This is a genomic window from Rhodococcus sp. 105337, assembly GCF_012844225.1.
In the GTDB taxonomy this organism is placed as follows: domain Bacteria; phylum Actinomycetota; class Actinomycetes; order Mycobacteriales; family Mycobacteriaceae; genus Rhodococcus.
In genome coordinates, this window is the sequence record NZ_JABAGQ010000004.1 from 330,182 (window position 1) to 353,895 (window position 23,714).

At 67.9% G+C, this 23,714-nt stretch carries 24 protein-coding genes; 6 read left to right on the forward strand and 18 right to left on the reverse strand.

The genetic code is table 11. The features are described 5' to 3' along the window. Positions 1 to 24 precede the first annotated feature (24 nt). Positions 25 to 906 carry a peptidylprolyl isomerase gene (locus HF886_RS09870; RefSeq protein WP_169652182.1) on the forward strand — a complete coding sequence of 294 codons (882 nt, stop codon included), beginning with the start codon at positions 25 to 27 and terminating at the stop codon, positions 904 to 906. Continuing rightward, complete coding sequence (locus HF886_RS09875) at positions 906 to 1,691, forward strand: peptidylprolyl isomerase (RefSeq protein WP_169652183.1); 786 nt, start codon at positions 906 to 908, stop codon at positions 1,689 to 1,691. The genes HF886_RS09870 and HF886_RS09875 overlap by 1 nt, the downstream gene beginning before the upstream one ends. A 79-nt stretch (positions 1,692 to 1,770) precedes the next feature. Here HF886_RS09875 and HF886_RS09880 read toward each other — a convergent pair whose 3' ends face one another. Further along, positions 1,771 to 2,331, reverse strand: coding sequence for a dihydrofolate reductase family protein (locus HF886_RS09880; protein WP_169652184.1), 561 nt, complete (start codon positions 2,329 to 2,331; stop codon positions 1,771 to 1,773). Between the two features lie 151 nt (positions 2,332 to 2,482). Here HF886_RS09880 and HF886_RS09885 point away from each other — a divergent pair, with 151 nt between their 5' ends. Next, complete coding sequence (locus HF886_RS09885) at positions 2,483 to 3,280, forward strand: peptidylprolyl isomerase (protein ID WP_296549496.1); 798 nt, start codon at positions 2,483 to 2,485, stop codon at positions 3,278 to 3,280. A gap of 9 nt (positions 3,281 to 3,289) precedes the next feature. Here the strand turns inward: HF886_RS09885 and HF886_RS09890 are convergent, their stop codons facing one another. The 12 genes from HF886_RS09890 to HF886_RS09945 all read right to left on the reverse strand — a co-directional run bounded on the left by HF886_RS09890 (position 3,290) and on the right by HF886_RS09945 (position 16,282). Further along, complete coding sequence (locus tag HF886_RS09890; protein ID WP_169621751.1) at positions 3,290 to 5,596, reverse strand: RelA/SpoT family protein; 2,307 nt, start codon at positions 5,594 to 5,596, stop codon at positions 3,290 to 3,292. 100 nt (positions 5,597 to 5,696) lie between these two features. Then, the gene (locus HF886_RS09895; protein WP_206038678.1) at positions 5,697 to 6,224 is read right to left on the reverse strand and encodes an adenine phosphoribosyltransferase; all 528 of its coding nucleotides are present in this window, start codon (positions 6,222 to 6,224) and stop codon (positions 5,697 to 5,699) included. A 26-nt stretch (positions 6,225 to 6,250) separates the two neighbouring features. Next, positions 6,251 to 8,005, reverse strand: a complete 1,755-nt coding sequence (locus tag HF886_RS09900; RefSeq protein WP_169652187.1) for an ABC transporter substrate-binding protein — start codon at positions 8,003 to 8,005, stop codon at positions 6,251 to 6,253. A 1-nt stretch (position 8,006) separates the two neighbouring features. Then, positions 8,007 to 9,197 (reverse strand): protein translocase subunit SecF, encoded by a 1,191-nt coding sequence (secF, locus tag HF886_RS09905; RefSeq protein ID WP_169652188.1) that lies wholly within the window; start codon positions 9,195 to 9,197, stop codon positions 8,007 to 8,009. 2 nt (positions 9,198 to 9,199) lie between these two features. Then, complete coding sequence (secD, locus tag HF886_RS09910) at positions 9,200 to 10,987, reverse strand: protein translocase subunit SecD (RefSeq protein WP_169652189.1); 1,788 nt, start codon at positions 10,985 to 10,987, stop codon at positions 9,200 to 9,202. 133 nt (positions 10,988 to 11,120) lie between these two features. Continuing rightward, on the reverse strand, positions 11,121 to 11,453 hold the full coding sequence (yajC, locus tag HF886_RS09915; RefSeq protein ID WP_169652190.1) for a preprotein translocase subunit YajC: 333 nt from the start codon (positions 11,451 to 11,453) through the stop codon (positions 11,121 to 11,123). A 142-nt stretch (positions 11,454 to 11,595) separates the two neighbouring features. Then, a complete protein-coding gene (gene ruvB / locus HF886_RS09920; protein WP_169621966.1) occupies positions 11,596 to 12,708 on the reverse strand; it encodes a Holliday junction branch migration DNA helicase RuvB in 1,113 nt (370 codons plus the stop codon). An 11-nt stretch (positions 12,709 to 12,719) separates the two neighbouring features. Further along, entirely contained in the window at positions 12,720 to 13,319 is a 600-nt protein-coding gene (gene ruvA, locus HF886_RS09925; protein ID WP_169652191.1) for a Holliday junction branch migration protein RuvA, read from the reverse strand. Next, the gene (gene ruvC, locus HF886_RS09930; RefSeq protein WP_169621744.1) at positions 13,316 to 13,894 is read right to left on the reverse strand and encodes a crossover junction endodeoxyribonuclease RuvC; all 579 of its coding nucleotides are present in this window, start codon (positions 13,892 to 13,894) and stop codon (positions 13,316 to 13,318) included. The genes ruvA and ruvC overlap by 4 nt, the downstream gene beginning before the upstream one ends. Before the next feature lie 103 nt (positions 13,895 to 13,997). Further along, the gene (locus HF886_RS09935; RefSeq protein WP_169621743.1) at positions 13,998 to 14,750 is read right to left on the reverse strand and encodes a YebC/PmpR family DNA-binding transcriptional regulator; all 753 of its coding nucleotides are present in this window, start codon (positions 14,748 to 14,750) and stop codon (positions 13,998 to 14,000) included. Positions 14,751 to 14,824: 74 nt separating this feature from the next. After that, positions 14,825 to 15,433 carry a pyridoxal 5'-phosphate synthase glutaminase subunit PdxT gene (gene pdxT, locus HF886_RS09940; protein ID WP_169621742.1) on the reverse strand — a complete coding sequence of 203 codons (609 nt, stop codon included), beginning with the start codon at positions 15,431 to 15,433 and terminating at the stop codon, positions 14,825 to 14,827. 30 nt (positions 15,434 to 15,463) lie between these two features. Further along, positions 15,464 to 16,282 carry an acyl-CoA thioesterase II gene (locus HF886_RS09945; protein ID WP_169652192.1) on the reverse strand — a complete coding sequence of 273 codons (819 nt, stop codon included), beginning with the start codon at positions 16,280 to 16,282 and terminating at the stop codon, positions 15,464 to 15,466. A 155-nt stretch (positions 16,283 to 16,437) separates the two neighbouring features. Between HF886_RS09945 and HF886_RS09950 the strand changes: the two genes are divergently transcribed. The 3 genes from HF886_RS09950 to HF886_RS09960 all read left to right on the forward strand — a co-directional run bounded on the left by HF886_RS09950 (position 16,438) and on the right by HF886_RS09960 (position 18,803). Next, positions 16,438 to 17,247 (forward strand): alpha/beta hydrolase, encoded by an 810-nt coding sequence (locus tag HF886_RS09950; protein ID WP_346765343.1) that lies wholly within the window; start codon positions 16,438 to 16,440, stop codon positions 17,245 to 17,247. After that, entirely contained in the window at positions 17,244 to 18,539 is a 1,296-nt protein-coding gene (locus HF886_RS09955) for a SpoIIE family protein phosphatase (protein ID WP_169652194.1), read from the forward strand. Before HF886_RS09950 ends, HF886_RS09955 begins: the two co-directional genes overlap by 4 nt. Positions 18,540 to 18,602: 63 nt before the next feature. Next, the gene (locus tag HF886_RS09960; RefSeq protein WP_169621738.1) at positions 18,603 to 18,803 is read left to right on the forward strand and encodes a hypothetical protein; all 201 of its coding nucleotides are present in this window, start codon (positions 18,603 to 18,605) and stop codon (positions 18,801 to 18,803) included. 69 nt (positions 18,804 to 18,872) lie between these two features. On the opposite strand, the gene pdxS is transcribed toward HF886_RS09960, so the two are convergent. The 5 genes from pdxS to pgsA form a co-directional block, all read right to left on the reverse strand. Then, positions 18,873 to 19,775, reverse strand: a complete 903-nt coding sequence (gene pdxS, locus HF886_RS09965) for a pyridoxal 5'-phosphate synthase lyase subunit PdxS (protein ID WP_169621737.1) — start codon at positions 19,773 to 19,775, stop codon at positions 18,873 to 18,875. 140 nt (positions 19,776 to 19,915) lie between these two features. After that, complete coding sequence (locus tag HF886_RS09970; protein ID WP_169652195.1) at positions 19,916 to 21,007, reverse strand: NUDIX domain-containing protein; 1,092 nt, start codon at positions 21,005 to 21,007, stop codon at positions 19,916 to 19,918. Continuing rightward, entirely contained in the window at positions 21,004 to 22,131 is a 1,128-nt protein-coding gene (locus HF886_RS09975; RefSeq protein WP_169652196.1) for a glycosyltransferase family 4 protein, read from the reverse strand. Before HF886_RS09975 ends, HF886_RS09970 begins: the two co-directional genes overlap by 4 nt. Further along, on the reverse strand, positions 22,132 to 23,034 hold the full coding sequence (locus tag HF886_RS09980; protein ID WP_169652197.1) for a phosphatidylinositol mannoside acyltransferase: 903 nt from the start codon (positions 23,032 to 23,034) through the stop codon (positions 22,132 to 22,134). Beyond that, complete coding sequence (gene pgsA, locus HF886_RS09985) at positions 23,031 to 23,699, reverse strand: phosphatidylinositol phosphate synthase (RefSeq protein WP_169652198.1); 669 nt, start codon at positions 23,697 to 23,699, stop codon at positions 23,031 to 23,033. Before pgsA ends, HF886_RS09980 begins: the two co-directional genes overlap by 4 nt. Positions 23,700 to 23,714 lie beyond the last annotated feature (15 nt).

The following is a 23,714-nucleotide window of genomic DNA, read 5'->3' on the forward strand; positions in this document are numbered from 1 at the left end:
TCGGTTCACGGGAGGACAACTGCAGTGCCGAGCAACGCACAGCGGCGCAACGCCGCGAAACGCAAACTCGAACGGCAGCTCGAGCACAGGGCCGAACGCGAGCGCAGGCGCCGACGCATGACCATCGCGCTGTCGGCGCTCGGCGTCGTCGTGGTCGTCGCTGCCGCCGCGGCCCTCTGGTCGATCACCGGGAGTGAGGACGACACGGCCACGGATGCGTCCGCGGCCGAGACGACGGCCGAGACCGACAGCGAGTATCCGGCACTGCCCGCGGGCCGCTCCGAACCGCTGCCGGAGACCGTGAACTGCGAGTACCCGGCCGACGGGAGCGAACCGGCGAAGCCGGTCGAGGCGCCGCGCACCGAAGGCATCATGACCACCGGTGAGAACAACACCGATATCAGCGTGAGCGTGGAGACCCCCCAGGGCAACATCGGGCTGATCCTGCACAACAGCGACTCCCCGTGCACGGTCAACAACTTCCTGTCCCTCGCGAGCCAGGGATATTTCGACGACACGACCTGCCATCGCCTCACCACGTCGCCTTCCCTGCGGGTACTGCAGTGCGGCGACCCGACGGGCACCGGTACCGGCGGACCCGGCTACGGCTTCGCGAACGAATTCCCCACCGACCAGTACGCGGCGGACGACCCCGCGTCGCAGGAGCCGGTGGTCTACCCGCGCGGAACGGTGGCGATGGCCAACGCCGGTCCCGGCACGAACGGTAGCCAGTTCTTCCTGGTGTACGGCGATTCCGTACTTCCCCCGCAGTACACGGTGTTCGGCACGATCGACGACACCGGTCTCGCGACGCTCGACAAGATCGCCGGCGCAGGTGTCTCGGGCGGAGCCGCCGACGGTGCCCCCGCGGCAGCCACGACACTCACCTCGGTCAGGATGGACTGATGACTCGATTCCGTACCACCCTCGCCGTCGGCGCTGGGCTCGCATTGATCCTCACCGGATGTTCGGACGACGGGGGTGACGACACCGCCGCCTCCCCGTCCGGATCGGCGACGGCAAACGGTGCGGCGCAGTCTCCCGAGTACACGGGCGCGCTGCCCGAGCGTCCCGCGGGCGGAGACCCGGTGTCGTGCACCTACACCCCGTCCGGCGACCCTGCTCGTGACGTGAGCGCTCCGGCCGCAACGGACGTACCCGCCGACGGCACCGTCGGCGTGTCCCTCACCACGAGTGTGGGGCCGATCGGGCTGGAACTAGACCGGGCGGAAGCACCGTGCACGGTCAACAGCTTCGTCTCGCTCGCCGAGCAGGGTTACTTCGACGACACGCCGTGCCACCGGCTGGTGACCTCTCCCGGTCTGCAGGTCCTGCAGTGCGGAGACCCGAGCGGCACCGGGACCGGCGGACCCGGATACGGGTTCGACACCGAGTACCCGGAGAACCTCTACCAGCAGGGTGACGCGCAGCTTCGGCAGCCCGTGATCTACCCGCGCGGCACCGTCGCGATGGCGAACACGGGACGGCCGGGCAGCAACGGCAGCCAGTTCTTCCTCGTGTACGCGGATTCGCAGCTTCCGCCCTCCTACACCGTGTTCGGCACCGTGGACGACGCCGGGCTCGCCGTGATCGAAGAAGTCGCGGCCGAAGGTGACGACGGCTCGATGGCCGCCGGCGGTGGCGCGCCGAACCGCGGGGTACAGATCGAATCGGTGACCGTCGAGGGCTGATTCCCACCCGTTTCTCACGACCGCCGGTCGTCCGCTCCCGTGTGCCGGGACGGACGGCCGGCGTCGTCTCGGGGCACTCTCACGGCGCCTCGTACCGCGTGAGTGCCACTCCTCCGCGGAATCGTCGCGCATCCAGGAGACGCAGCCCTGCCGTGGTGTACCCGTCGGGAAACAGCCGACGACCCCGGCCCTGCACCACCGGGTACACGAACAGCCGGTACTCGTCGACCAGGCCCGCCTCGATGAGGCTGTGGCACAACGTGATGCTTCCGGTGGCCACGATGTCCAGGCCGGGACCGGCTTTCAGTGTGCGGATCTGTTCGACCGGGTCTCCCCGGAGAATCGTGGTGTTCTGCCATCCGGGATCGCGGAGGGTCGACGACACCACGTACTTGTCCACATCGTCGAGGTATTCGGCCACCCCGGTCGGATCGTCGCGCTGCAGCGGCCAGTAGCTACGGAAGTCTTCGAACGTCCGCCTGCCGAGCAGCATCGTGTCGGATTGCCCGGACTGCGCACGGGTCTCCGCGAGGAGGTCCTCATCGGCGTCCTCGACCTCCGTGGGCGGGGAGAACCAGTCGGCCAGGATTTCGATGGATCCGTCGAGGGTGATGTTCTGGGTTATCGCGAGGGTGCGCATCGCTCCTCCGAGGCAGTCGGGTTCTGTACCCGTACCGACTCCGGCCGGGAAACGAACTCATCGAGGAGCGCTCGTACGAGGGCATGTCATCCGGTGGGACGACATCGGGTCCCTATCCGTTCGTCACCGCGTAGGCTACGCTCCCCGAATTGTGACCTTCGACACTTCTGTGCGTACGCACCTGGTACGTCTCGTTCTCGCGGTATTCGTCGCCGCGGTACCGGTTCTCGCAACCGGTTGTAGCAGTGACGAAGGCAAGACGGCCCCGGTCCTCGCCGCCGGGGAATCGAGCACGCGTGGCGCGCCACCCCGTGACATGTCCATCTACCCCGCACTGCCCGCTGTACCGCGTCCCGCCGCGGCGACGGTCTCGTGCACCTACGTCGACCGGGGAGAAGGCACCGTTGCCCACCCGCCGTCGACCGCACCCACCTCCGGCGTCGTGAATCTGACCTTGGACACGTCGGCCGGGCCGGTTCCCCTCGTCCTCGACCGCTCGCTCGCGCCGTGCGCCGTCAACAATTTCGTGGGTCTCGCGGAGCGCGGTTTCTACACCGGAACGTCGTGCCACCGGCTGTCCAACGATCCGGGCAGTCACCTGTACCAATGCGGTGACCCGACCGGGACCGGCACGGGCGGCCCCGGATACACCTTCGCGGACGAGTATCCGGTGCCGGCCTACGACGGACAGCCGCACCGGCCCGCAGCCGTCGTGTACCCCCGTGGCACCGTGGCGATGGCCAACACGGGCGTGGCCCACACCAACGGAAGCCAGTTCTTCCTGCTTCTCGGCGACTCGCTGCTGCGTCCGAACTACCCCGTGTTCGGACGTGTCGCCGATGCGGGGCTGCCGGTGCTGGACGCGGCTGCGGCATCCGGCAACGACGGCACCAATCCACTCGGCGGCGGCACGCCGATCACGCCCGTGACCATCGAGGCGGTGCGATAACCCTGCCCGTCAGGACGCAGAGGTGACCCGGTACACGTCGTACACACCCTCGACGTTGCGGACCACGTTCAGCACGTGGCCGAGGTGCTTGGGATCGCCCATTTCGAACGTGAAGCGGCTCACCGCAACTCGATCACCGGTCGTGGTCACCGAGGCGGACAGGATATTGACCTTCTCGTCGGCGAGAGCCTTCGTCACATCCGACAACAGCCGGTGCCGGTCGAGTGCCTCGATCTGGATCGCCACGAGGAACACCGACGACGGCGAGGGCGCCCATTCGACGTCGATGATCCGCTCGGACTGCTCACGCAGCGAACCGGCATTGGTGCAGTCGGTGCGATGCACGCTCACCGCACCGGTGCGGGTCACGAACCCCATGATCTCGTCGCCCGGCACCGGGGTACAGCACTTCGCGAGCTTCGAGACGGTGCCCGGTGCACCCGGCACCAGCACGCCCGAGTCGCCGCTCTGCCGCGACCGGGTGGGGATGGTGGACGGCGTCGACCTCTCGGCCAGTTCCTCCTCCACCCCTCCGACACCGCCGAGCAGTGCGACGAGGCGCTGCACGACATGGTGTGCCGAGACGTGGTGCTCGCCCACCGCGGTGTAGAGGGCCGAGACGTCGGAGTACTTCAGTTCCCGGGCGACACCGAGCATCAGGTCGGCGTTCATCAGACGCTGCAACGGCAGACCGACGCGACGGACTTCCTTCCCGATCGCGTCCTTACCGGACTCGAGCGCCTCTTCGCGCCGTTCCTTCGCGAACCACTGGCGGATCTTCGCCTTCGCACGCGGCGAGACCACGAACGACTGCCAGTCGCGGCTCGGGCCGGCGTTCGGATCCTTCGAGGTGAACACCTCGACGACCTCACCGTTCTCGAGTTTGCGCTCCAGCGCGACGAGACGGCCGTTGACACGTGCCCCGATGCAGCGATGCCCCACCTCGGTATGCACGGCATACGCGAAGTCGACGGGCGTCGAACCGGACGGAAGGGTGATCACATCACCCTTCGGGGTGAAGACGAAGATTTCCTTGACGGCCAGGTCGTACCGCAACGACTCGAGGAACTCGCCCGGGTCCGCGGCTTCCCGCTGCCAGTCGAGCAACTGCCGCATCCAGGCCATGTCGTCGAGTTCGCCGACGTCGCCCGAGTGGCGTCCCTTGGTCTCCTTGTACCGCCAGTGCGCGGCGATGCCGAACTCCGCGGTGCGGTGCATCTCGTGCGTGCGGATCTGCACCTCGAGCGGCTTGCCCTCGGGGCCGATCACGGTGGTGTGCAGCGATTGGTACACCCCGTACCGCGGCTGCGCGATGTAGTCCTTGAACCGTCCGGCCATGGGCTGCCACAGCGAATGCACGACACCGACCGCGGCGTAGCAGTCGCGTATCTCGTCGCACAGGATCCGCACACCGACCAGGTCGTGGATGTCGTCGAAGTCGCGGCCCTTGACGATCATCTTCTGATAGATCGACCAGTAGTGCTTGGGGCGTCCCTCGACAACCGCATCGATACGCGATGCCGCGAGCGTCTGATTGATCTCCGCCCGGACCTTCGCCAGATAGGTGTCACGAGAGGGCGCACGCGTCGCGACGAGACGAACGATCTCCTCGTACTTCTTCGGGTGCAGGATCGCGAACGACAGATCCTCGAGTTCCCACTTGACGGTCGCCATGCCGAGCCGGTGTGCGAGAGGTGCGATGACCTCGAGCGTCTCCCGCGCCTTGCGCGCCTGCTTCTCTGGCGGCAGGAACCGCATCGTGCGCATGTTGTGCAACCGGTCGGCGACCTTGATCACGAGTACCCGGGGGTCCCGGGCCATCGCGATGATCATCTTCCGGATGGTCTCGCCCTCGGCGGCGTTACCGAGCACCACCTTGTCGAGCTTGGTCACACCGTCGACGAGGTGTGCGACCTCCTCACCGAAATCGGCGGTGAGGTCTTCGAGCTTGTAGCCGGTGTCCTCCACGGTGTCGTGCAGCAGTGCCGCCACGAGAGTGGTGGTGTCCATGCCCAGTTCGGCGAGAATCGTCGAGACCGCGAGGGGATGGGTGATGTACGGGTCGCCGGATTTGCGCTTCTGATCGGCGTGGCGTTCTTCCGCTACGTCGTAGGCGTGCTGCAGCTGCGACAGGTCGGCCTTCGGATACAACTCGCGATGGATTGTGACGAGCGGTTCGAGAACCGGCTTCAAGGTGGTACCGCGCTGGCCCGTGATGCGGCGCGCCAACCGGGCGCGCACACGGCGGGATGCGGACGTCGACGCCGGGGTCGGCGTCGGTCCGGAGCCTTGGGACCGATCAAGATTCTGGGTCATGCCACTCTCCCATCTCGGCCACGCGCCCGGAGTCCGGACAGATCCTGTCCGGACGTACGGGGCACGGCCGGTCCACCGGTACCTGCCGCAACTGTAGTACTCAGATCCGGACGAGCGAGGTCAGTGGGTACCCCGCGAGCCGCGCACGCCCGCCCAGGGCCTCGATCTCCGTCACCACGGTGACGCCGACGATGTCGGCGCCGGCGCGCTCGAGGAGTTCGACGGTCGCGCCGAGAGTGCCGCCGGTGGCGAGCACGTCGTCGACGATCAGTACCCGCCGCCCGTGCAGAATCTTGGAATCACCCGGGATCTCGATGGCGGCAGTGCCGTATTCGAGGGTGTACTCGCACGTCTGCACCGGCGGGGGAAGCTTGCCGGCCTTGCGCACGGCCAGCACCCCGACGCCGAGATCGCGGGCGATGCCGCCGCCCAGCAGGAACCCGCGGGCGTCGATCCCGGCGACCAGTTCTGCACCGGGGGCGACCGACGACAGAGCGGTGATGATCGAGGAGAACGCCGGACCGTCGGCGAACACCGGCGTGAGATCGGCGAATCGGACACCCGGGTTCGGGAAGTCGTCGACCCACCGCGTGTGGGCGGTGACGGCTGCGGCGGCCTGGTCGATCAAATCGGAGGAATCGGTCCGAGAAACGTTCATCCTGTCAGTATCCACCGGTCCATGTTCCAGCCCGAACCCGCGGTGGTGGGATTCGGAACCCCGGCTGCCAGCCCGGACGCAAACCCGATCGAGCGGGGCTGCACGAACAGCGGCAGAGTCGGCATCTCGTCCCACAGGATCCGTTCTCCGTCGCCGACGAGACCCGAGATGCCCTGCTGGTCGCCCGCGACGAGCAGTCCGTCGAGAATCTCGTCCACCCGCCCGTTCGCGAATCCGCCGATGTTGCTGCCGGTACCCGAGTGCAGCGCGCCGCGCGCGATGTCCATGTCGGCAGTGCCACCGGAACCTGCCGCCGCGGCGGTACCGGCGAGCACGGCATCGACGTCGGTTCCCAGCTGGGACGGAACGAACGACTCCGATCCGGCGTCGACCACGTCGATCCCCGCGTCGCGGCACGACGCGGCGATCAGTTCGACGGTGCGGGCCCGCCTGTCGTCCGGCGCGAGGTAACCGACCCGGACCTCCATGCGTTCCTGACCGGACGCGGTGCGTTCGCCGCGCGCCGCCTCGAGGTCGGGTTGGAGGTATCGCTCGGCGGGACCAGCCGTCTGCGGGTACAACGGCGAATCGGTCGCCAGCAGACGCGAGGAGACCGGGCCCGTCGCGAAGCCCGAGCCCGCGCCCGAGGCACCGAGCTCGTCGAACAACTGCGTGCGGGGAACGCACAGCGCGAATGCCCGGCGCGCTGCGGGATTCTCGAAGACCCCGCGGGTGGCGAACACGATCTGTTCTAGATTGCGGGAGATCACCGTGGAGGATTCGACGGTGCCCACCACCCTGTGCGCCTCGCTCATGGATCCGGCGCCGACGTCGACGACCTGGATCTGTCCGCTTTCCGCCGCAGCCGTCATCTCCGTCCCTCTCGGCCAGACGACGATCCGGTCGGTGCCGGGTGCGTTACCCCACCACCGTTCGTTGGCGACCAGGACGAGTCCCTCCTCCACGGTGTAGGACTCGATGCGGTACGGGCCCGCGGACGGGAACAACGCGGGATCGAATTCGCCCGGCGTGAGCGACCATCCGGTGTTCCAGAACTCGGCGATGCGGCGGACCTCGTCGAGGTTGTTGCCGTTGATCGCCCCGACCAGGTCGGCGACACCCGCCTGCCGCGCGGCGATGTGGGCGGGCATCAGTTCGGTCGCACCGAAGAGCGTGTTCCAGTCCGCGTCGCCGCGACCGCCCTTGAACACGACGGTCGCGTCTTTCGATCCGGGTTGGCAGTCGACGCGGTCGATGTCGGCGTACCCGCCGCGCCGGGACGAGTCGAACACGTCGACCTGCCCGCCGGATTCGTCCGGCGTGGTGAACCGTCCGCTCGCCGCCGCCCAGGTGAGTACGAGATCGTCACACGACATCGGCACACCGTCCGAGTAGACCGAGTCGGGCGAGAGCCGGTACTGCACGGTGAGCGGATCCCCCGGCACCGCGGTGGCGGTGCCGATGTCCGTGTCGGAGACGGCATAGCCCGACGGGGCGATGTACCCGAAGCCCGGCAGTACCCGCGTGAACGCCTGCCGGGCTCCCGACGCAGCACCGTCGACCGTGTTGGCGTTGTAGCTGGTCACCGTGTTGTCGATGGCGTAGCCGATCGAGTGCACCCGTTCTTCTTCCGTGGCACACGAGACCGTTGCCGCCGCGACCACCGCAAGCGCGATGCCCAGAGCCGCGCGTCGTGGCCGGCCCCTCCGGCGGGAGGCGTGCGTTCGCTGAATCCACTCGGTCACCGGCATATCAGGACTTTCTCTTGGCGCGCTTTCCGGTCGGTCGGGCTCCCGGCCTGGGGGCTCGCTGAACGGGCGCGTAGCGGGCTGCCGGAGGACCTGCAGGCGTGGCCACCGAAGTCCCTGCGGTGCCGGGGACTTCGCCGCTTCCGGCGGCTGCGGCGCGTGCCGCTGCCTCCTCGCGCTTGGCCAGTACCTTGCGGGTGTGCTTGGCGATCGGTCCGCGCCATTCCTTCAGCGTAACGAGCAGCGGGGTGGCGAAGAACACCGACGAGAACGCGCCGACGATGATGCCCACGAGCTGGACGAGTGCCAGATCCTTGAGCGTGCCGACCCCGAGCAACCACACCGCCACGACCATCAGCGCGATCACGGGCAGCACCGAAATCACGGTCGTGTTGATCGACCGCATGAGGGTCTGGTTCACGGCGAGGTTCGCCTGCTCTGCGTAGGTCCGCCGATGCAGATGCAGGATGCCCCGGGTGTTCTCCTCCACCTTGTCGAACACCACCACCGTGTCGTACAGGGAGAAACCGAGGATGGTCAGCAGGCCGATGACGGTCGCGGGCGTCACCTCGAAACCGACGAGCGCGTACACACCCGCGGTGACGATCATGTCGAAGAACAGGGCGGCGATCGCCGCGACCGCCATGTCGCGTTCGTACCGGATCGCGATGTACACGCTGACGATCACCAGGAACACCACCAAGGCGATGAGTGCCTTCTCGGTGATCTGGCTGCCCCACGTCTCGCTCACGTCCGCGACGCTGATCGCGTTGATCGAGGGTTGCCCGTCGGCACCGGCCGGCTGGAACTCCTCGAACAGTGCCGACTGCACGGCGGCGACCTGTCCTTGGTCGAGGGTGTCCGACCGGATCTGGATGGTGGCGCCCGAACCGGCGCCGACCGTCTGGACCGACTCCGGCTCGAAACCGAGCGTGTCGCTGAAGACGGTCTCGACGTTCTCGGTGGTCACATCGGCGACGACCGGCATCTGGATGCGGGTGCCGCCTTCGAAGTCGATGCCCCACGTGAAGCCGCGCACGAGCATGCTCAGCAACGCGAGCAGCACGATCACCGCGGTCACGATGTACCAGCGTTTGCGCTGCCCGACGATCTCGAAGGCACCGGTACCGGTGTAGAGCCCGGCAAGTGTTCCGCGACGCGTGGTGGGTCGTTCCGCTGTTGTCGTGTCGGTCATGGTCACGCCTCCTTCGCCGCTACCGCAGCGAGCTGGCGCTCGTGCGCCACCTGCTGAATTGCGCCCAGACCGTTCACGCTCGGCTTGGACCAGAACTTCGACCGCGAGGCCAGGTGCACGAGCGGCCAGGTCACGAGGAAGACCACCACGACGTCCAGGATCGTGGTCAGACCCAGGGTGAAGGCGAACCCTCGCACCTGTCCGACCGCGAGAACGTACAGCACCGCTGCGGCGATGAAGCTGACCGCATTGCCGGACAGGATGGTACGACGGGCACGTGCCCAGCCTCGCGGCACTGCGGAGCGGAAGCTCCGGCCTTCGCGGATCTCGTCCTTGATGCGTTCGAAGAAGACCACGAACGAGTCCGCGGTCATGCCGATACCGATGATCAGGCCCGCGATTCCGGCGAGGTCGAGCGTGAATCCGATGTACCGGCCGAGGAGCACCATCACCGCGTAGACCGCCAACCCGGACAGGATGAGCGACAGCGCGGTGAGGATACCGAGCATCCGGTAGTAGACCAGGCAGAACAGGAACACCAGGGCCAGTCCGACGGCACCCGCGATCAGACCCGCTTCGAGAGAAGCGAAACCGAGGGTGGCCGAGACGGTCTCGGCTTCCGATGCGACGAAGGACAGCGGCAACGAACCGTACTTGAGCGTGTTCGCGAGTTCGCTCGCCTGAGTGTTGGTGAAGTTGCCGGTGATCGAGGTGGCACTACCCGCGGGCGTCGCACCCTGGATGACCGGAGCGCTGACCACCTGCGAGTCGAGGGTGAAGGCGGCCTGCTTACCGATGTTGGCGGCGGTGAACTGCGCCCACGTGTTGCTGCCCTCGGTGTCGAAGGTCAAGCTGACCTCGTAGCGGGACTGCTGAGAGTTGAATCCCGAGGACGCGTCGGCGATCTGCTGTCCGTCGATGATGCTCGGGCCGAGCAGGTAGACGGAGGTGTCGTCCGTCGAGCAGGCCACGAGCGGAAGTGCCGGATCGTCGTTGCCCGCGAGCGGGTCGGCAGCCGAACAGTCGAGCGAGAGAGCCGCCTCCTGCTGGACGGCGGGGTCGGAACTCTGACGGAGGGCCCGGGCCGCAGCGATCTGGTCGGCGGCTTCCGCCTGCGGGCTTCCGGGAACCGCGTCGGCGGCCGGGGCTTCGGCGGGAGCGTCCGTCGCGGGAGCGTCTGTCGCAGGCGCAGGTGTGTCCGCGGGCTCGCCCGGTTCGACCGGCGCGTCCGTCGGGTTCTGTGCCGGGAACGGACGGCCCTGCGGCTCCGCGCCGTCCGTAACGGGTGCCTGACCCTCCTCTTCGGCCGGCGGAGCTTCTGCCGGAGCGTCCGTCTCCGATTCCGGGGCCGGGGCGCCGTCGGCAGGGCCGTCCTCCTCGACAGGCTGCTCGGCCGCCGAGTTGGAGCTTGCGATCGGTCCTCCGAGCACGGGACGGATATAGAGCCGCGCCGTCTGTCCGAGCGTCTTCGCCTGCGAGCTGTCGTCGCCGGGCACCGTGATCACCAGGTTGTCGCCGTCGACGACCACCTCCGAGCCCGATACACCGAGCCCGTTGACGCGGGTTTCGATGATCTGCTGAGCCTGCTTCAAGCTGTCGGCGCTCGGGCTGCTGCCGTCCGGGGTGCGCGCGGTGAGCGTCACCCGGGTGCCGCCCTGCAGATCGATACCGAGCTTGGGAGCCGGCGACTTGTCCCCGGTGAAGAAGACCAATGCATACAGCGCTACCAGGATCACCCCGAACAGGGCGAGCGAACGCGCGGGATGCACCGATCCATTGGAAGGTGCCACGGTGTGTGTGTCTCCTCGATACGAGTGAGTGGAATCGGAGATGAGCAGCCCTCAGAGGCGCATTACGCGCGTGGGGCGGCCACGCAGCCGCATCGGCGCCGACACAATGTCTCGGTGCGCCGCAGCGTCGGCGTCAGTGCTCGGTGGGACGCCCTTCGGACGGGTTGTCCTTGCCCAGCGACACGATGCCGCCGTCGTCTGCGGAGTCGTGCGCGGGCTCGACGCGCTCACGAACGACCAGGCGCGACCATGTGGTCACGACGCCCGGTGCGATCTCGAGTTCGACCGTGTCCTCCGCGAGCGAGACCACCGTGGCGTGCAGGCCTGCCGTCGTCATGACGCGGTCGCCGATGCGCAGCGAGTCCTGCAGCTCCGCTACCTTGGCCATTTCCTTCTTCTGACGCCGTACGCCCAGGAAGGTCGGGACGAGCAAGGCGAGAATCAGGAGCGGGAATAGCAGTTCCATCGTTGAAGTCAGTCCTCGGTTGTAGCCAGTGTCGTGGCGGCAGCAGGGCCGGCTCGACGTCGGAATCGGCCTCCACGGACCGATGCAATAAACCAGTGTGCCATTACCTCGCCGCAGACCCTACGACCACGCGCACGGGGCGCTAGACCCCGGGTGGTCCCGGGCCCTCACCGGATCGATCGAGCTGCGGTTCCCGTGCGCGCACCTCGATGCCACCGGTGGCTGCCTCCGGGGGCGGAGTCAGTCCGAGCTGCAGCCAGGCCGCCTGCGTCGCGACGCGACCACGTGGCGTGCGGGCGATCATTCCGGCACGCACGAGGAACGGCTCGCAGACCTCCTCGACGGTTCCCGGCTCCTCGCCGACCGCCACCGCCAATGTCGACACGCCGACCGGCCCACCACCGAAGCTGCGCACCAGAGCGCCGAGCACCGCGCGGTCGAGGCGATCGAGGCCGATCGGATCGACGTCGTACACCTCGAGCGCCGCGCGGGCGATGTCGCGTGTCACGACACCGTCTGCCCGGACTTCGGCGTAGTCGCGCACCCGGCGCAGCAACCGGTTGGCGATGCGAGGTGTGCCGCGCGAGCGTCCGGCGATCTCGGCGCTCGCGTCGTCGTGCAGGTCGATACCCAGAATCGTCGCCGAACGCCGCAGGATGAGCTGCAACTCCGCGGGTTCGTAGAAATCCATGTGGGCGGTGAACCCGAACCGGTCGCGCAACGGACCGGTGAGAGCACCGGAGCGGGTGGTGGCACCGACGAGCGTGAACGGCGCGACCTCCAGGGGTATGGAAGTAGCTCCCGGCCCCTTCCCCACCACCACGTCGACCCGGAAATCCTCCATGGCGAGGTAGAGCATCTCCTCGGCCGGGCGCGCGATCCGGTGGATCTCGTCGATGAACAGGACGTCGCCCTCGACGAGGTTCGACAGCATCGCCGCGAGGTCGCCCGCACGCTCGAGCGCCGGACCGGACGTCAGGCGCAGCGACGCTCCCAACTCGGCGGCGATGATCATCGCCATGGACGTCTTGCCCAGCCCGGGAGGGCCGGAGAGAAGGATGTGGTCGGGTGTGCCGCCGCGCATGGTCGCACCGCGCAACACCAGCTGGAGTTGCTCGCGCACTCTGGGCTGCCCGATGAAGTCGTCGAGACTCTTCGGACGCAAGCTCGTTTCGATGTCACCGTCGGTCGCGGTGAACGCGGCCGTCACCGGAGAGTCGTGCGGATCGTCGTACGAACCGCCCTCGTCGGGCAGATCGTCGCCGGTCACCGGGACTTACCCAGCAACGACAGCGCCGCCCGCAGCGCGGCGGACGTGTCGGCGTCCGGGCCATCGGCCAGCACCGTGTCGGTGGACTGCTCCGCCTGTTTGAGCGGGAAACCCAGACCGACGAGCGCCTCGACGACCTGCTCGCGCACCGGCGATGCGGGCACGGCCGACAGTGGAGCCGCGCCGTTGCCGCCGAACGCGGCGACCTTGTCGCGCAGTTCCACGATCATCCGTTCGGCGCCACGCTTGCCGATTCCCGGAACCCGGGTGAGGGCGGCGGTGTTGCCGTCCGACAGCGCCGCCCGCAACGCGTCCGGTTCGAGGACGGCGAGCGTCGCCATCGCGAGCCGGGGTCCGACGCCGGAGACGGTCAACAGGAGCCCGAACAGATCGCGGGCATCGGGATCGGCGAACCCGAACAGGGTCATCGAGTCCTCGCGCACGATCATCGCCGTCATGAGCCGCGCGTGCTCGCCGCGTCGCATGGTCGCCAGGGTTGCCGGGGTCGCGTTGACGCGGTAGCCCAGCCCCGCCGATTCGATGACGACGTGGTCGAGTGCGATCTCGAGGACCTCGCCGCGGACGGAGGAGATCACCGTGTTCCTGCCTTCCGGGCTGCGGCCTGCTCCCGCAACCGTGCCTCGTAACGTCGTTTCTGTTCTGCCGCAGCGGCTTCCGCCGCGGCCATGCGGGCCATCATCGGCGCCCGCCAGCAATGGCAGATCGCCAGGGCGAGAGCATCCGCGGCGTCGGCGGGTTTCGGTGCCTGCGCCAGCCCGAGGATGCGGGTGACCATCGCGGTCACCTGCTTCTTGTCTGCTCCACCGTTGCCGGTCACCGCCGACTTCACCTGGCTGGGAGTGTGGAACATGACGGGTATGCCGCGTCGCGCGGCGGACAGTGCGACCACTCCCCCGGCCTGCGCCGTTCCCATCGCGGTACGGACGTTGTTCTGCGAGAAAACTCGTTCGACCGCGACGACCTCGGGCCGGTACCGGTCGAGCCAGGTCTCTGCCGCATCGGAGATCTGCAGCAGTCGTGTCGCAAGGTCGAGATCGGTGGGCGTCCGGACGACGTCGACGGCCACGGCGGTGACCTCCCGCCCCCGGCCGGCGTCCACGATCCCGAAGCCGCATCGCGTCAGCCCCGGGTCGACACCCATCACACGCACCCGTCATACCCCTTACGCACTACGAACAATTGTTCGATAGCCTATCGGAACGGGTCCGCCGCCCGCCGGTCCGACACGCGATCGGCCGGCGGACGCCGGGGGGTCAGTCTTCGAGTTCGGCGAGGACCTCGTCGGAGACATCGACGTTGGTGTACACGTTCTGCACGTCGTCGCAGTCTTCCAGCGCGTCGACGAGCTTGAAGACCTTGCGCGCGCCTTCCGCATCGACGGGGACCTCGACGGACGCCCGGAAATCGGGATCGGCCGAGTCGTAGTCGATACCCGCGTCCACCAGCGCGGTGCGTACCGCGATGAGATCGCCGGCTTCGGAGACCACCTCGAACTGGTCACCCAGGTCGTTGATCTCCTCGGCGCCTGCTTCGAGCACGACCTCGAGGATCTCGTCCTCCGAGCGCTCGCCCTTGTCGAGCACGACGACGCCCTTGCGGGTGAACAGGTAGGCCACCGAACCGGGATCGGCCATGTTCCCGCCGTTGCGGGTCATGGCGGTGCGGACCTCGCCCGCTGCGCGGTTGCGGTTGTCGGTCAGACACTCGATGAGCACCGCGACACCGTTGGGGCCGTAGCCCTCGTACATGATGGTCTGCCAGTCGGCGCCACCGGCTTCTTCGCCGCCGCCGCGCTTACGGGCCCGCTCGATGTTGTCGTTCGGGACCGAGCTCTTCTTCGCCTTCTGGATGGCGTCGAACAGCGTCGGGTTTCCGGCGGGGTCACCACCACCCGTCCGGGCTGCCACCTCGATGTTCTTGATGAGTTTCGCGAACATCTTCCCGCGCTTGGCGTCGATGACCGCCTTCTTGTGCTTGGTGGTGGCCCATTTGGAGTGGCCGCTCATTCGCTTGGAGCCCCTTCCGGCGAGGTACGTCGGATCACTACCGACTGTTCGGAGAGCCGATTCTACCTGCCGGATCACGCGTGTACGCGCACCGCATCGACGAAGAGCCGGTGCACTCGCAGATCACCGCCCACCTCGGGGTGGAACGAGGTCGCGAACACCGCGCCCTGCCTCACCGCGACGACGCGGCCCGCAGCAGGTCCGGTGGGCACCGTGGCGAGGACTTCGACGTCCGGTCCTGTCCTCTCGACCCACGGGGCCCGGATGAACACCGCCCGGACCGGACCACCCTCGACGCCCCTCACATCGAGGTCCTCCTCGAACGAATCGACCTGCCGACCGAACGCATTGCGGCGCACGGTGATGTCGAGCGCGTCGAGGTGCTCGGCGTCCGGTCGCGTGTCGAGAACCTCGGAGGCGAGCAGGATCATCCCGGCACACGAACCGTATGCGGGCATCCCCTCCCCGAGCCGGGATCGCACCGGGTCGAGCAGATCGAACACGCGCAGCAACCGGCTCATCGTGGTGGACTCCCCACCCGGGATCACTATCCCGTCGACAGCGTCGAGTTCACCGGCGCGGCGAAGAGCGATCGTGCGGGCACCGGCGGCCTCGAGTGCTGCGCGATGCTCCCGCACGTCGCCTTGCAGTGCGAGCACCCCGATGGTCGGCGTCGTGGTCATGTATTCGTACCTTCTCCCGGGGGAAGCCACCTACGGCCGCGGCGTGCGGCTGAGGCCCTCCTGCACGACGGCAGCGACGAATTGTCCACGGCTGTCGAAGATTCTGCCCTGGGTCAGTGCGCGCCCGAATCCCGCGGCCGGAGAGGTCTGATCGTAGAGCAGCCAGTCGTCGGCGCGGAACGGGCGCATGAACCACATGGCGTGGTCGAGCGAGGCGCCCTGGATGTCCTCGTCGCGGTGGATGACCATCGACGAACCGAGCAGCGTCATGTCGCTCATATAAGCGAGCGTGCACACGTGGAGAACCGGGTCGTCCGGCAGCGGCAGGCGCGACCGGAACCACAACTGCTGCTGGGAGGCCGAGCCGTCGCGTCGCACGATGCGATCCTGCGGTACGAACCGGAACTCCCATTCCGACCACTCCCGGTTCACCCACCGGTATTCGGGGTCGGGTGAGTCCATGGCGTCGGTCAGCTCGTCAGGCATCGGCACCGCGGGCATCACGTCCTGATGCTCGATGCCGTGGTCCTCGATGTGGAACGACGCCGACATCGTGAAGATCGCCTTGCCGTCCTGTACGGCCGTGACCCGCCGGGTGGCGAACGAGCGTCCGTCCCGCATCCGTTCGACCTGGTACACGATGCTTTTGTCCGGATTCCCCGGACGCAGGAAGTAGCCGTGCAGCGAGTGCACACCGAAGTCCGGATCGACGGTGCGCACCGCGGACACGAGGGACTGCCCGGCCACCTGACCGCCGAATGTCCGCTGCAGCAACGTCTCGGTCGCGATACCTCGGAAGATGTTGTTCTCGATCCGTTCCAGCGCCAGGATGTCTTCGATCTTCGCCATAGGGGCCCCTTCTCTGCTCCGTACCCGTTGAAGGCTAGCGGCAGGCCGGAACGAACACGCAGTTGCTCCTCCGCAGGTCGACGAGCACGCAGTCTCCGCAAGGGCCCGATTTGTGGCACTCTCTCACGCAAGGGAGGGTGGACATGGGGAACCACGTGCGGACACCGAGCAGGAACCACGTCACCGTGACCGGACGCCGAGGCGCCCCGGTGATCGTGCTGGCACACGGTTTCGGCTGTGATCAGAGTCTGTGGCGTCTCGTGGTTCCCACCCTGGAACAGGACTTCACCGTGGTGCGGTTCGACCATGTCGGAGCCGGCCGCTCGGACCTGTCCGTATGGAGCGCGTCGCGGTACTCGACTCTCGACAGCTACGCCGAGGACGTGCTCGAGGTGTGCCGCGATCTGGGGCTGGGACCCGTTGTCTTCGTAGGTCATTCGGTGAGCGCGATGATGGGGGTTCTCGCCGCGGCACAGGACCCCGACGCGTTCAGCGGCCTGGTTCTCCTCGTGCCGTCGCCGTGCTTCATCGACGACCCGGCCACCGGATACCGGGGCGGGTTCAGCGCCGAGGACATCGACGAGCTTCTCGAGGCACTGGAAGCGAACTATCTGGGCTGGTCGGGTGCGATGGCGCCGGTCATCATGGGGAACCCGGAGCGTCCGGTACTCGGCGACGAACTGACCGATCTGTTCTGCCGCACCGACCCCGCCATCGCCCGTGTCTTCGCGCGCGTGACCTTCCTGTCGGACAACCGCGACGATCTTGCGGCGGTTTCGGTGCCCACGCTCGTCGCGCAATGCTCGCGCGACGCCATCGCACCGCCGGAAGTGGGCGCTTTCGTCCATGCGGCCATCCCCGGCAGCGAACTCGTGACGCTGGATGCGACAGGCCACTGCCCACAGCTCAGTGCCCCGGCCGAGACGGCCGCCGCCATCGCCGAGTTCGTGTCACGGATCGGATGACGACCCCGCCCCATCCCGAGGATCTGCCCGCGCGACGCGACCTGCCGGGCGCGCACCCGGACGACGAACCGGGGAGCGCAGCCCTCGGGCAAAGCCTCCAGGAAAGCGCGGAAAGCCTGTACGAGAATGCTCCCTGCGGCTACATGACGACCCTCCCCGACGGACGCATCGTGAAGATCAACACGACGCTCCTGGCGTGGCTCGGCTATCCGCGCGAGGACCTCGTGGGCCGGCGATACTTCTCCGATCTGCTGTCCGTGGGTGGACGCATCTACCACGAGACCCATTTCGCGCCACTTCTCCTGCTTCACGGCGAAATCGGCGGAATCGCATTGGAATTGACGGCGGCGAACGGGTCGCGGCTTCCGGTTCTGGTGACCTCGAACCTCGAGAGGGACGCAGCGGGACGGCCCGTCCTCGTCCGGACCACGCTGTTCGACGCGAGGGAACGACGCGCCTACGAGATCGAACTGCTCCGTGCGCGGCGCGAGGCCGAGAAGGAACGCGAACGACTTCAGCGCATCACCGCGGTCCTGCAGACCACCCTCCTGCCGCCGGCCCTGCCCCAGGTACCCGGACTCGACGTCGCCGCCCACTATCACATCGCGTCCCCGGACGAGGTCGGCGGAGATTTCTACGATCTGTTCCCGCTCGGCACCGATTCGTGGGGTCTGTATCTCGGTGACGTGTGCGGTAAGGGTGCCCGCGCGGCGGTGGCGACGTCGATGGTCCGGTACACGCTGCGCGCCGCGGCGGTGCACGAGTCCGACCCGGTCGCGGTACTCGGCGTACTCAACACCGCGTTCCTCGAGGAACGGGCGCGCGAATCCCGCGACGGTGAGCCGCGGGCGCCTTTCTGCACGATCGTGTTCGGCACCATCACCCCCGGCACCCGCGCGGGAAGCTTCGTGATCTCCCTTGCCACGGGTGGCCACCCACCGGCCGTGCTGATGCGAGCGGACGGCACGGCCGACTATCTGCCCATGGTGGGAGGGCAGCCGATCGGGCTGCTCGCCGACCCGCGTTTCGTCACCGCGCAGGTCCGGCTCGATCCCGGCGACACGCTGCTCCTCTACACCGACGGGGTGACCGAGGCGCGTATCGCGGACACCGTTCAGGACCGGTACGGCGAGGAGTCGCTGATCGAGTTCGCCAGGGCAACGACACCCGCGACCGCTACGGACGCCGTCGCCGCGGTGCGGCAACTGCTCGGGGCTCTCGGGTCCGGCGTCCAGGACGACGTCGCGGTCACCGCGATCCACGCACCCCGCCGGCTGCCGTCGACCGGCTGACAATGTGGGCCGGTTCGACCGGTTCCGCTGCCAACATGCTCGCCGAGCGAGCAGAATGCACCCATGGCCGACACGGGGCACCATCGCCGGGAAGACCCTCAGCGCACGCCGCTCTACGGCGTGCTGATGATCATCGCGGCACTTGCGGCCGCGATCGCGGTGAGTTTCTACGGACCGGTGTGGCTCCGGATCGTCGTCTACATTCTCGCTGTCGTCGTCATCGCCATAGGGTTCGTGTTCACCCTGCGCGATTACTCCAGATAGTCCGACCGCACGCCGCGCACCCGGAAACCACCGGGTGCGCCCCTCTGTGTCGTCACAGATCGACCACGCTCACCAGCCGCGCTCTGCCAGGCGGTGGGGTTCCGGGATCTCGTCGACGTTGATTCCGACCATGGCCTCACCGAGGCCCCGGGACACCTTCGCCAGGACATCGGGGTCGTCGTGGAACGTGGTGGCCTTGACGATCGCGGCCGCACGCTGCGCCGGATTTCCGGACTTGAAGATGCCGGAACCGACGAAGACACCTTCAGCCCCGAGTTGCATCATCATGGCCGCATCGGCAGGGGTGGCGATGCCACCGGCGGTGAACAAGGTGACCGGCAGCTTGCCGGCCTTCGCAACCTCCACGACGAGGTCGTAGGGTGCCTGAAGTTCTTTTGCCGCTACGAAGAGTTCGTCTTCGGGAAGCGAACCCAGTCGCCGGATGTCCTGGCGGATCCGTCGCATGTGGGTGGTCGCGTTGGACACGTCACCGGTGCCGGCCTCGCCCTTCGACCGGATCATGGCAGCGCCCTCGTTGATCCGTCGCAGCGCCTCACCGAGGTTGGTGGCCCCACACACGAACGGCACGGTGAACGCGAACTTGTCGATGTGGTGCTCGTAGTCGGCCGGGGTGAGCACCTCGGACTCGTCGATGTAGTCGACGCCGAGGGACTGCAGGATCTGCGCCTCCACGAAATGACCGATACGGGCCTTCGCCATCACCGGGATGGAGACGGCGTCGATGATGCCGTCGATCATGTCGGGGTCGCTCATGCGGGAGACACCCCCCTGCGCCCGGATGTCGGCAGGCACCCGCTCGAGAGCCATGACTGCGACGGCGCCGGCGTCCTCGGCGATCTTGGCCTGATCGGGTGTGACCACGTCCATGATCACCCCGCCCTTGAGCATCTCGGCCATGCCGCGCTTGACGCGGGCGGTGCCGGTGACGGACGTGGATTGTGGGGTGCTCACAGCGGGACTCCTGGAAGAGGTCGACACGGAAAACGCGGCAGCACGAACCGGCCTGCGCGATACGGCGAGTCTATGGACGCGCACCGGCACCGCCCATAGCCAGTCACGGTGGGCTGGCCTTGCCGTGTCTGCCTGCCGCGTCAGCGAATTGCGCGGACCTCGGGTTCGCGATGCCGGGCCGCGACCGCACGTGCCTCGTCGAGCAACTGCGGCAGATCCTGCGGATAGACGGACTCCCCCGCCCCGACCAGCTCCCGGACCCCGGCCGGATCGAACCAGCGGTGCTCGAGGCTCATCCGGCGTTCGAGGTCGGTGAATCCGTCCGCTCCGGGTTCGAACGCGGGTACCTGCACGGCGAAGAACAGTTCCTCGGAATGCAGTACTTCACCGTTGAACGGGAAGACCGCCACGCGCCGCCACATGGGCCCGAACACCTGATCCGGATCGACGTGAAGTCCCGTTTCCTCGGCGATCTCCCGGATCGCCGCATCCAGCAGGCTCTCCCCCGGTTCGACGGCTCCACCCACCGTGAACCAGAAATGGGCCTCGGGGGTCGTGGGGTCGTGCCCGCGCAGGAGCAGCACCCGCCCTTCGTCGTCGAGCAGCACCACGCGCGCCGACGTGCGCGCGCGGTCGGGTACCGGCGCAGGCGAACTCGGGGTTGGGGAACTCGGGGTGGACGGACTCGGTGTCGGACGCACTGCCACAGCCTGAGCGGACACCGGGACGGATGTCCCCGCCCGCTCGGCGATTTCGAAGTAGGTCGGCAGGGGGGCGGTGCCGCCGAGATGCAGCCACTGCACGGTTCGCCGGGTCCGCAGCGCCAGCGTGTCGCGCACCGCGTCGTTGTGGAAACGGCGAGCGATGAGCACGCGCGCTTCGGCGTCGGCGAGTTCGGCGACCAGCGGCGAACGCAGCCGATCGGTGTCGACCTTGGCGAGCGCCGCGGACAACTCGTTCTCCGCGGCTTCGCGGTGGCCTCGGTCGGCGCGTTCGGCGACGTCCGCGAGATGTGCCAGGCTCCGGCCCTCCGACGCGGAGATGGACGCCGCGATGCTTCTCGCGACCACGGCGCGTCGTGCGAGTGCGGCGTCGAGCGCGAGCCACGACAGATCCGAGCGCACATGGAGCCGGTCGAGCCGGTTCGCGACGGAGTACGCCCAGAACCCCACGGCCACAACGACTGCCGCGACGAGCGCGAGAACGAGGATTGTCAGTGCACTGAGTGTCACGAGCGCACCTCGCGAACGCGCCCGGCGCCGACGGTGACCGTCTCGTACACCCGGAGGATCTGCTCGGCGACGACCGGCCAGTCGTAGCAGCCGACGATCTCCGTGCCCGCCTCCACGAGCGCATCGCGGCGCGTGTCGTCGTCGAGCACGTCGAGGATCCCCTGGGCGAGCGCCTGCGAGTCGCCCACGGGAACGAGGACACCGGCACGGCCGTCACGCAGAACACGACGGAACGCATCGAGTTCGGACGCCACCACGGCGGTGCCCGCAGCGAGCGCCTCCACGAGGACGATGCCGAAACTCTCACCACCGAGGTTCGGAGCGCAGTACACGTCCGCCCCACGCATCGCGGCGGCCTTCATATCGTCGTCGACCTGCCCGAGCAATCGCAGGTGGCCGGCGTGTGGTCCCGCATCCTTGCGAAGTTTGTCCTCGTCACCGCGACCGACGACCAGGATTTCGATGTCGGGATAGCGCGCGACGATCGTGGGCAACGCTCCGAGCAGGACTTCCATGCCCTTGCGGGGTTCGTCGTACCTTCCGAGGAACAGCACCGTGCGACCCGCCCGCGGGTAACCCGGTAGCGGCGGGGTGTGCTGGAAGAACGGGACGTCGACGCCGTTGGGAATCTCCACCGCGTCCGCGCCGAGGGAGTTGACCTGCCACCGGCGAGCGAGTTCGGACACGGCGATGCGGCCGGTGATCTTCTCCAGGTACGGCTGCAGGACACCTTGGAACGTGCTCAGCACCAGCGACTTGGTGGTGGAGGTGTGGAACGTGGCGACGATGGGACCTTCCGCGATCTTGAGCGCCAGCATCGACAGGCTCGGTGCGTTGGGCTCGTGGATATGCAGGACGTCGAAGTCGTTGTCGTTGATCCAGCGCCGCACCCGCGCGTAGGAGACGGGTCCGAAGCTGAGCCGTGCCACCGACCCGTTGTACGGAATTCCCACTGCGCGGCCGGCGGAGGTCACGAAGTCGGGCAGCACGGTGTCCTCCGAGGCCGGCGCCAGGACGCTCACGTCGTGGCCCCGCGCGATGAGCACCTCGGCAAGGTCCGCGACGTGAGCCTGGACTCCGCCGGGCACGTCGAACGAATACGGGCAGACCATTCCGATCTTCACTTACGCCTCCATTCGGGCGCGGCGAGCCTCGGACAAGTCGTCGAGCCACAACGGCTGCAGCATGTGCCAGTCTGCCGGGTGAGCGGCGATGTCGGCGGCGAACCGGTCGGCGAGAGCCTGCGTCGCCGTCTCGACGCCTCCGGTCACGTCGATCTCGGGATGCACGCGGAATCCCCACCCGTCGTCGGTGAACCAGCAATGGACCGGAAGCAGCGCCGCCCCCGTCTCGAGGGCAAGCTTCGCAGGTCCGGCGGGCATACGTGTGGGCTCGCCGAAGAAGGTGACCGGGACGCCCTTTCGGGCGAGGTCACGCTCGCCGAGCAGGCAGACCACCTTGTTCTCCCGCAACCTTTCGGCGAGTTCGACGAACGGCGGGGTCTCCCCACCGGTGAGAGGAAAGATTTCGAATCCCAGCCCTTCGCGGTATTCGACGAATCGCTTGTACAGCGCTTCCGGACGCAACCGCTCGGCGACGGTCGCCAAGCCTCCCGTGTGCCGCACACACCACACCCCGGCGAGATCCCAGTTACCGCTGTGCGGCAGAGCCAGGATCGCACCGCGTCCCGCCGCGAGTGCCGCGTCGAGATGTTCGCGCCCTTCGATGGCGTCGTCGATCGACACCGCCGTCTCGTCCAGATCCATGGACGGCAACCGGAACGCTTCACGCCAGTAGCGGGCATAGGACCGCAACGATGCCCGAACGAGTTCGTCGGGAACCTGGTCCGGCGCCGTGCCCAGCACCCGGGCCAGATTGCGACGCAACTGCCGCGGTCCCCCGCCCCGGCGCGCGGCGTAGTCCGCACCGGTGTCGAACAGACGACGGGCGAGTCCTTCGGGAAGTGCACGCACCACGCGCCATCCCGCCGCGTACCCGAGGTCCGCGGCGCGATCGGCGGGCCTCACCGGTCGCCCTCGTTCTTGTCGTTCGTGTCCGCGGGGGTACCCGTGGCGATCGGGAGCAACTCCCGCGCGCTGGGCGAGTTCCGCACGGCGAGAACCCGCTGGAACACCGTGATGACCGAACCGGCGGCAAGCAGCCACATGGCGATGTGGATTGCCCAGTCGAGACCGAGACCGGTGAAGCCGGCGCCGACGAGGACGATGACGAGGCGGTCGGGACGTTCGATCAGGCCGCCGTCCGCCGAGAGCCCGCTGGCCTCGGCCCTGGCCTTGGCGTAGGAGATGACCTGCGAGCACACCAGGCAGATCAGGGTCGCGACGAGGAGCGGGCGGCTGTCCTCGTGGTACACCGCCCACCACGCCAGACCGGCGAAGATCGCACCGTCGGCAACCCGGTCACAGGTCGCGTCGAGGACCGCGCCGAACCGGGTGCCGCCGCCGCGCGCTCGCGCCATCGCCCCGTCGAGCATGTCGAACATGACGAATATCCAGATCGCCAGTGCTCCCCAGAACAACTCGCCGATGGGGAACAGCGTCGCGGCGGCAACGATCGTCGCGACGGTGCCGATGACGGTCACGGCGTCCGGCGTCAGTCCGGTTCGGATCAACGCCTTGCCGAGCGGCGCGGTGGCCTTCGACACCGACGCGCGCCCGAAGAAGCTCAGCATTGTTCGACCCCCGTT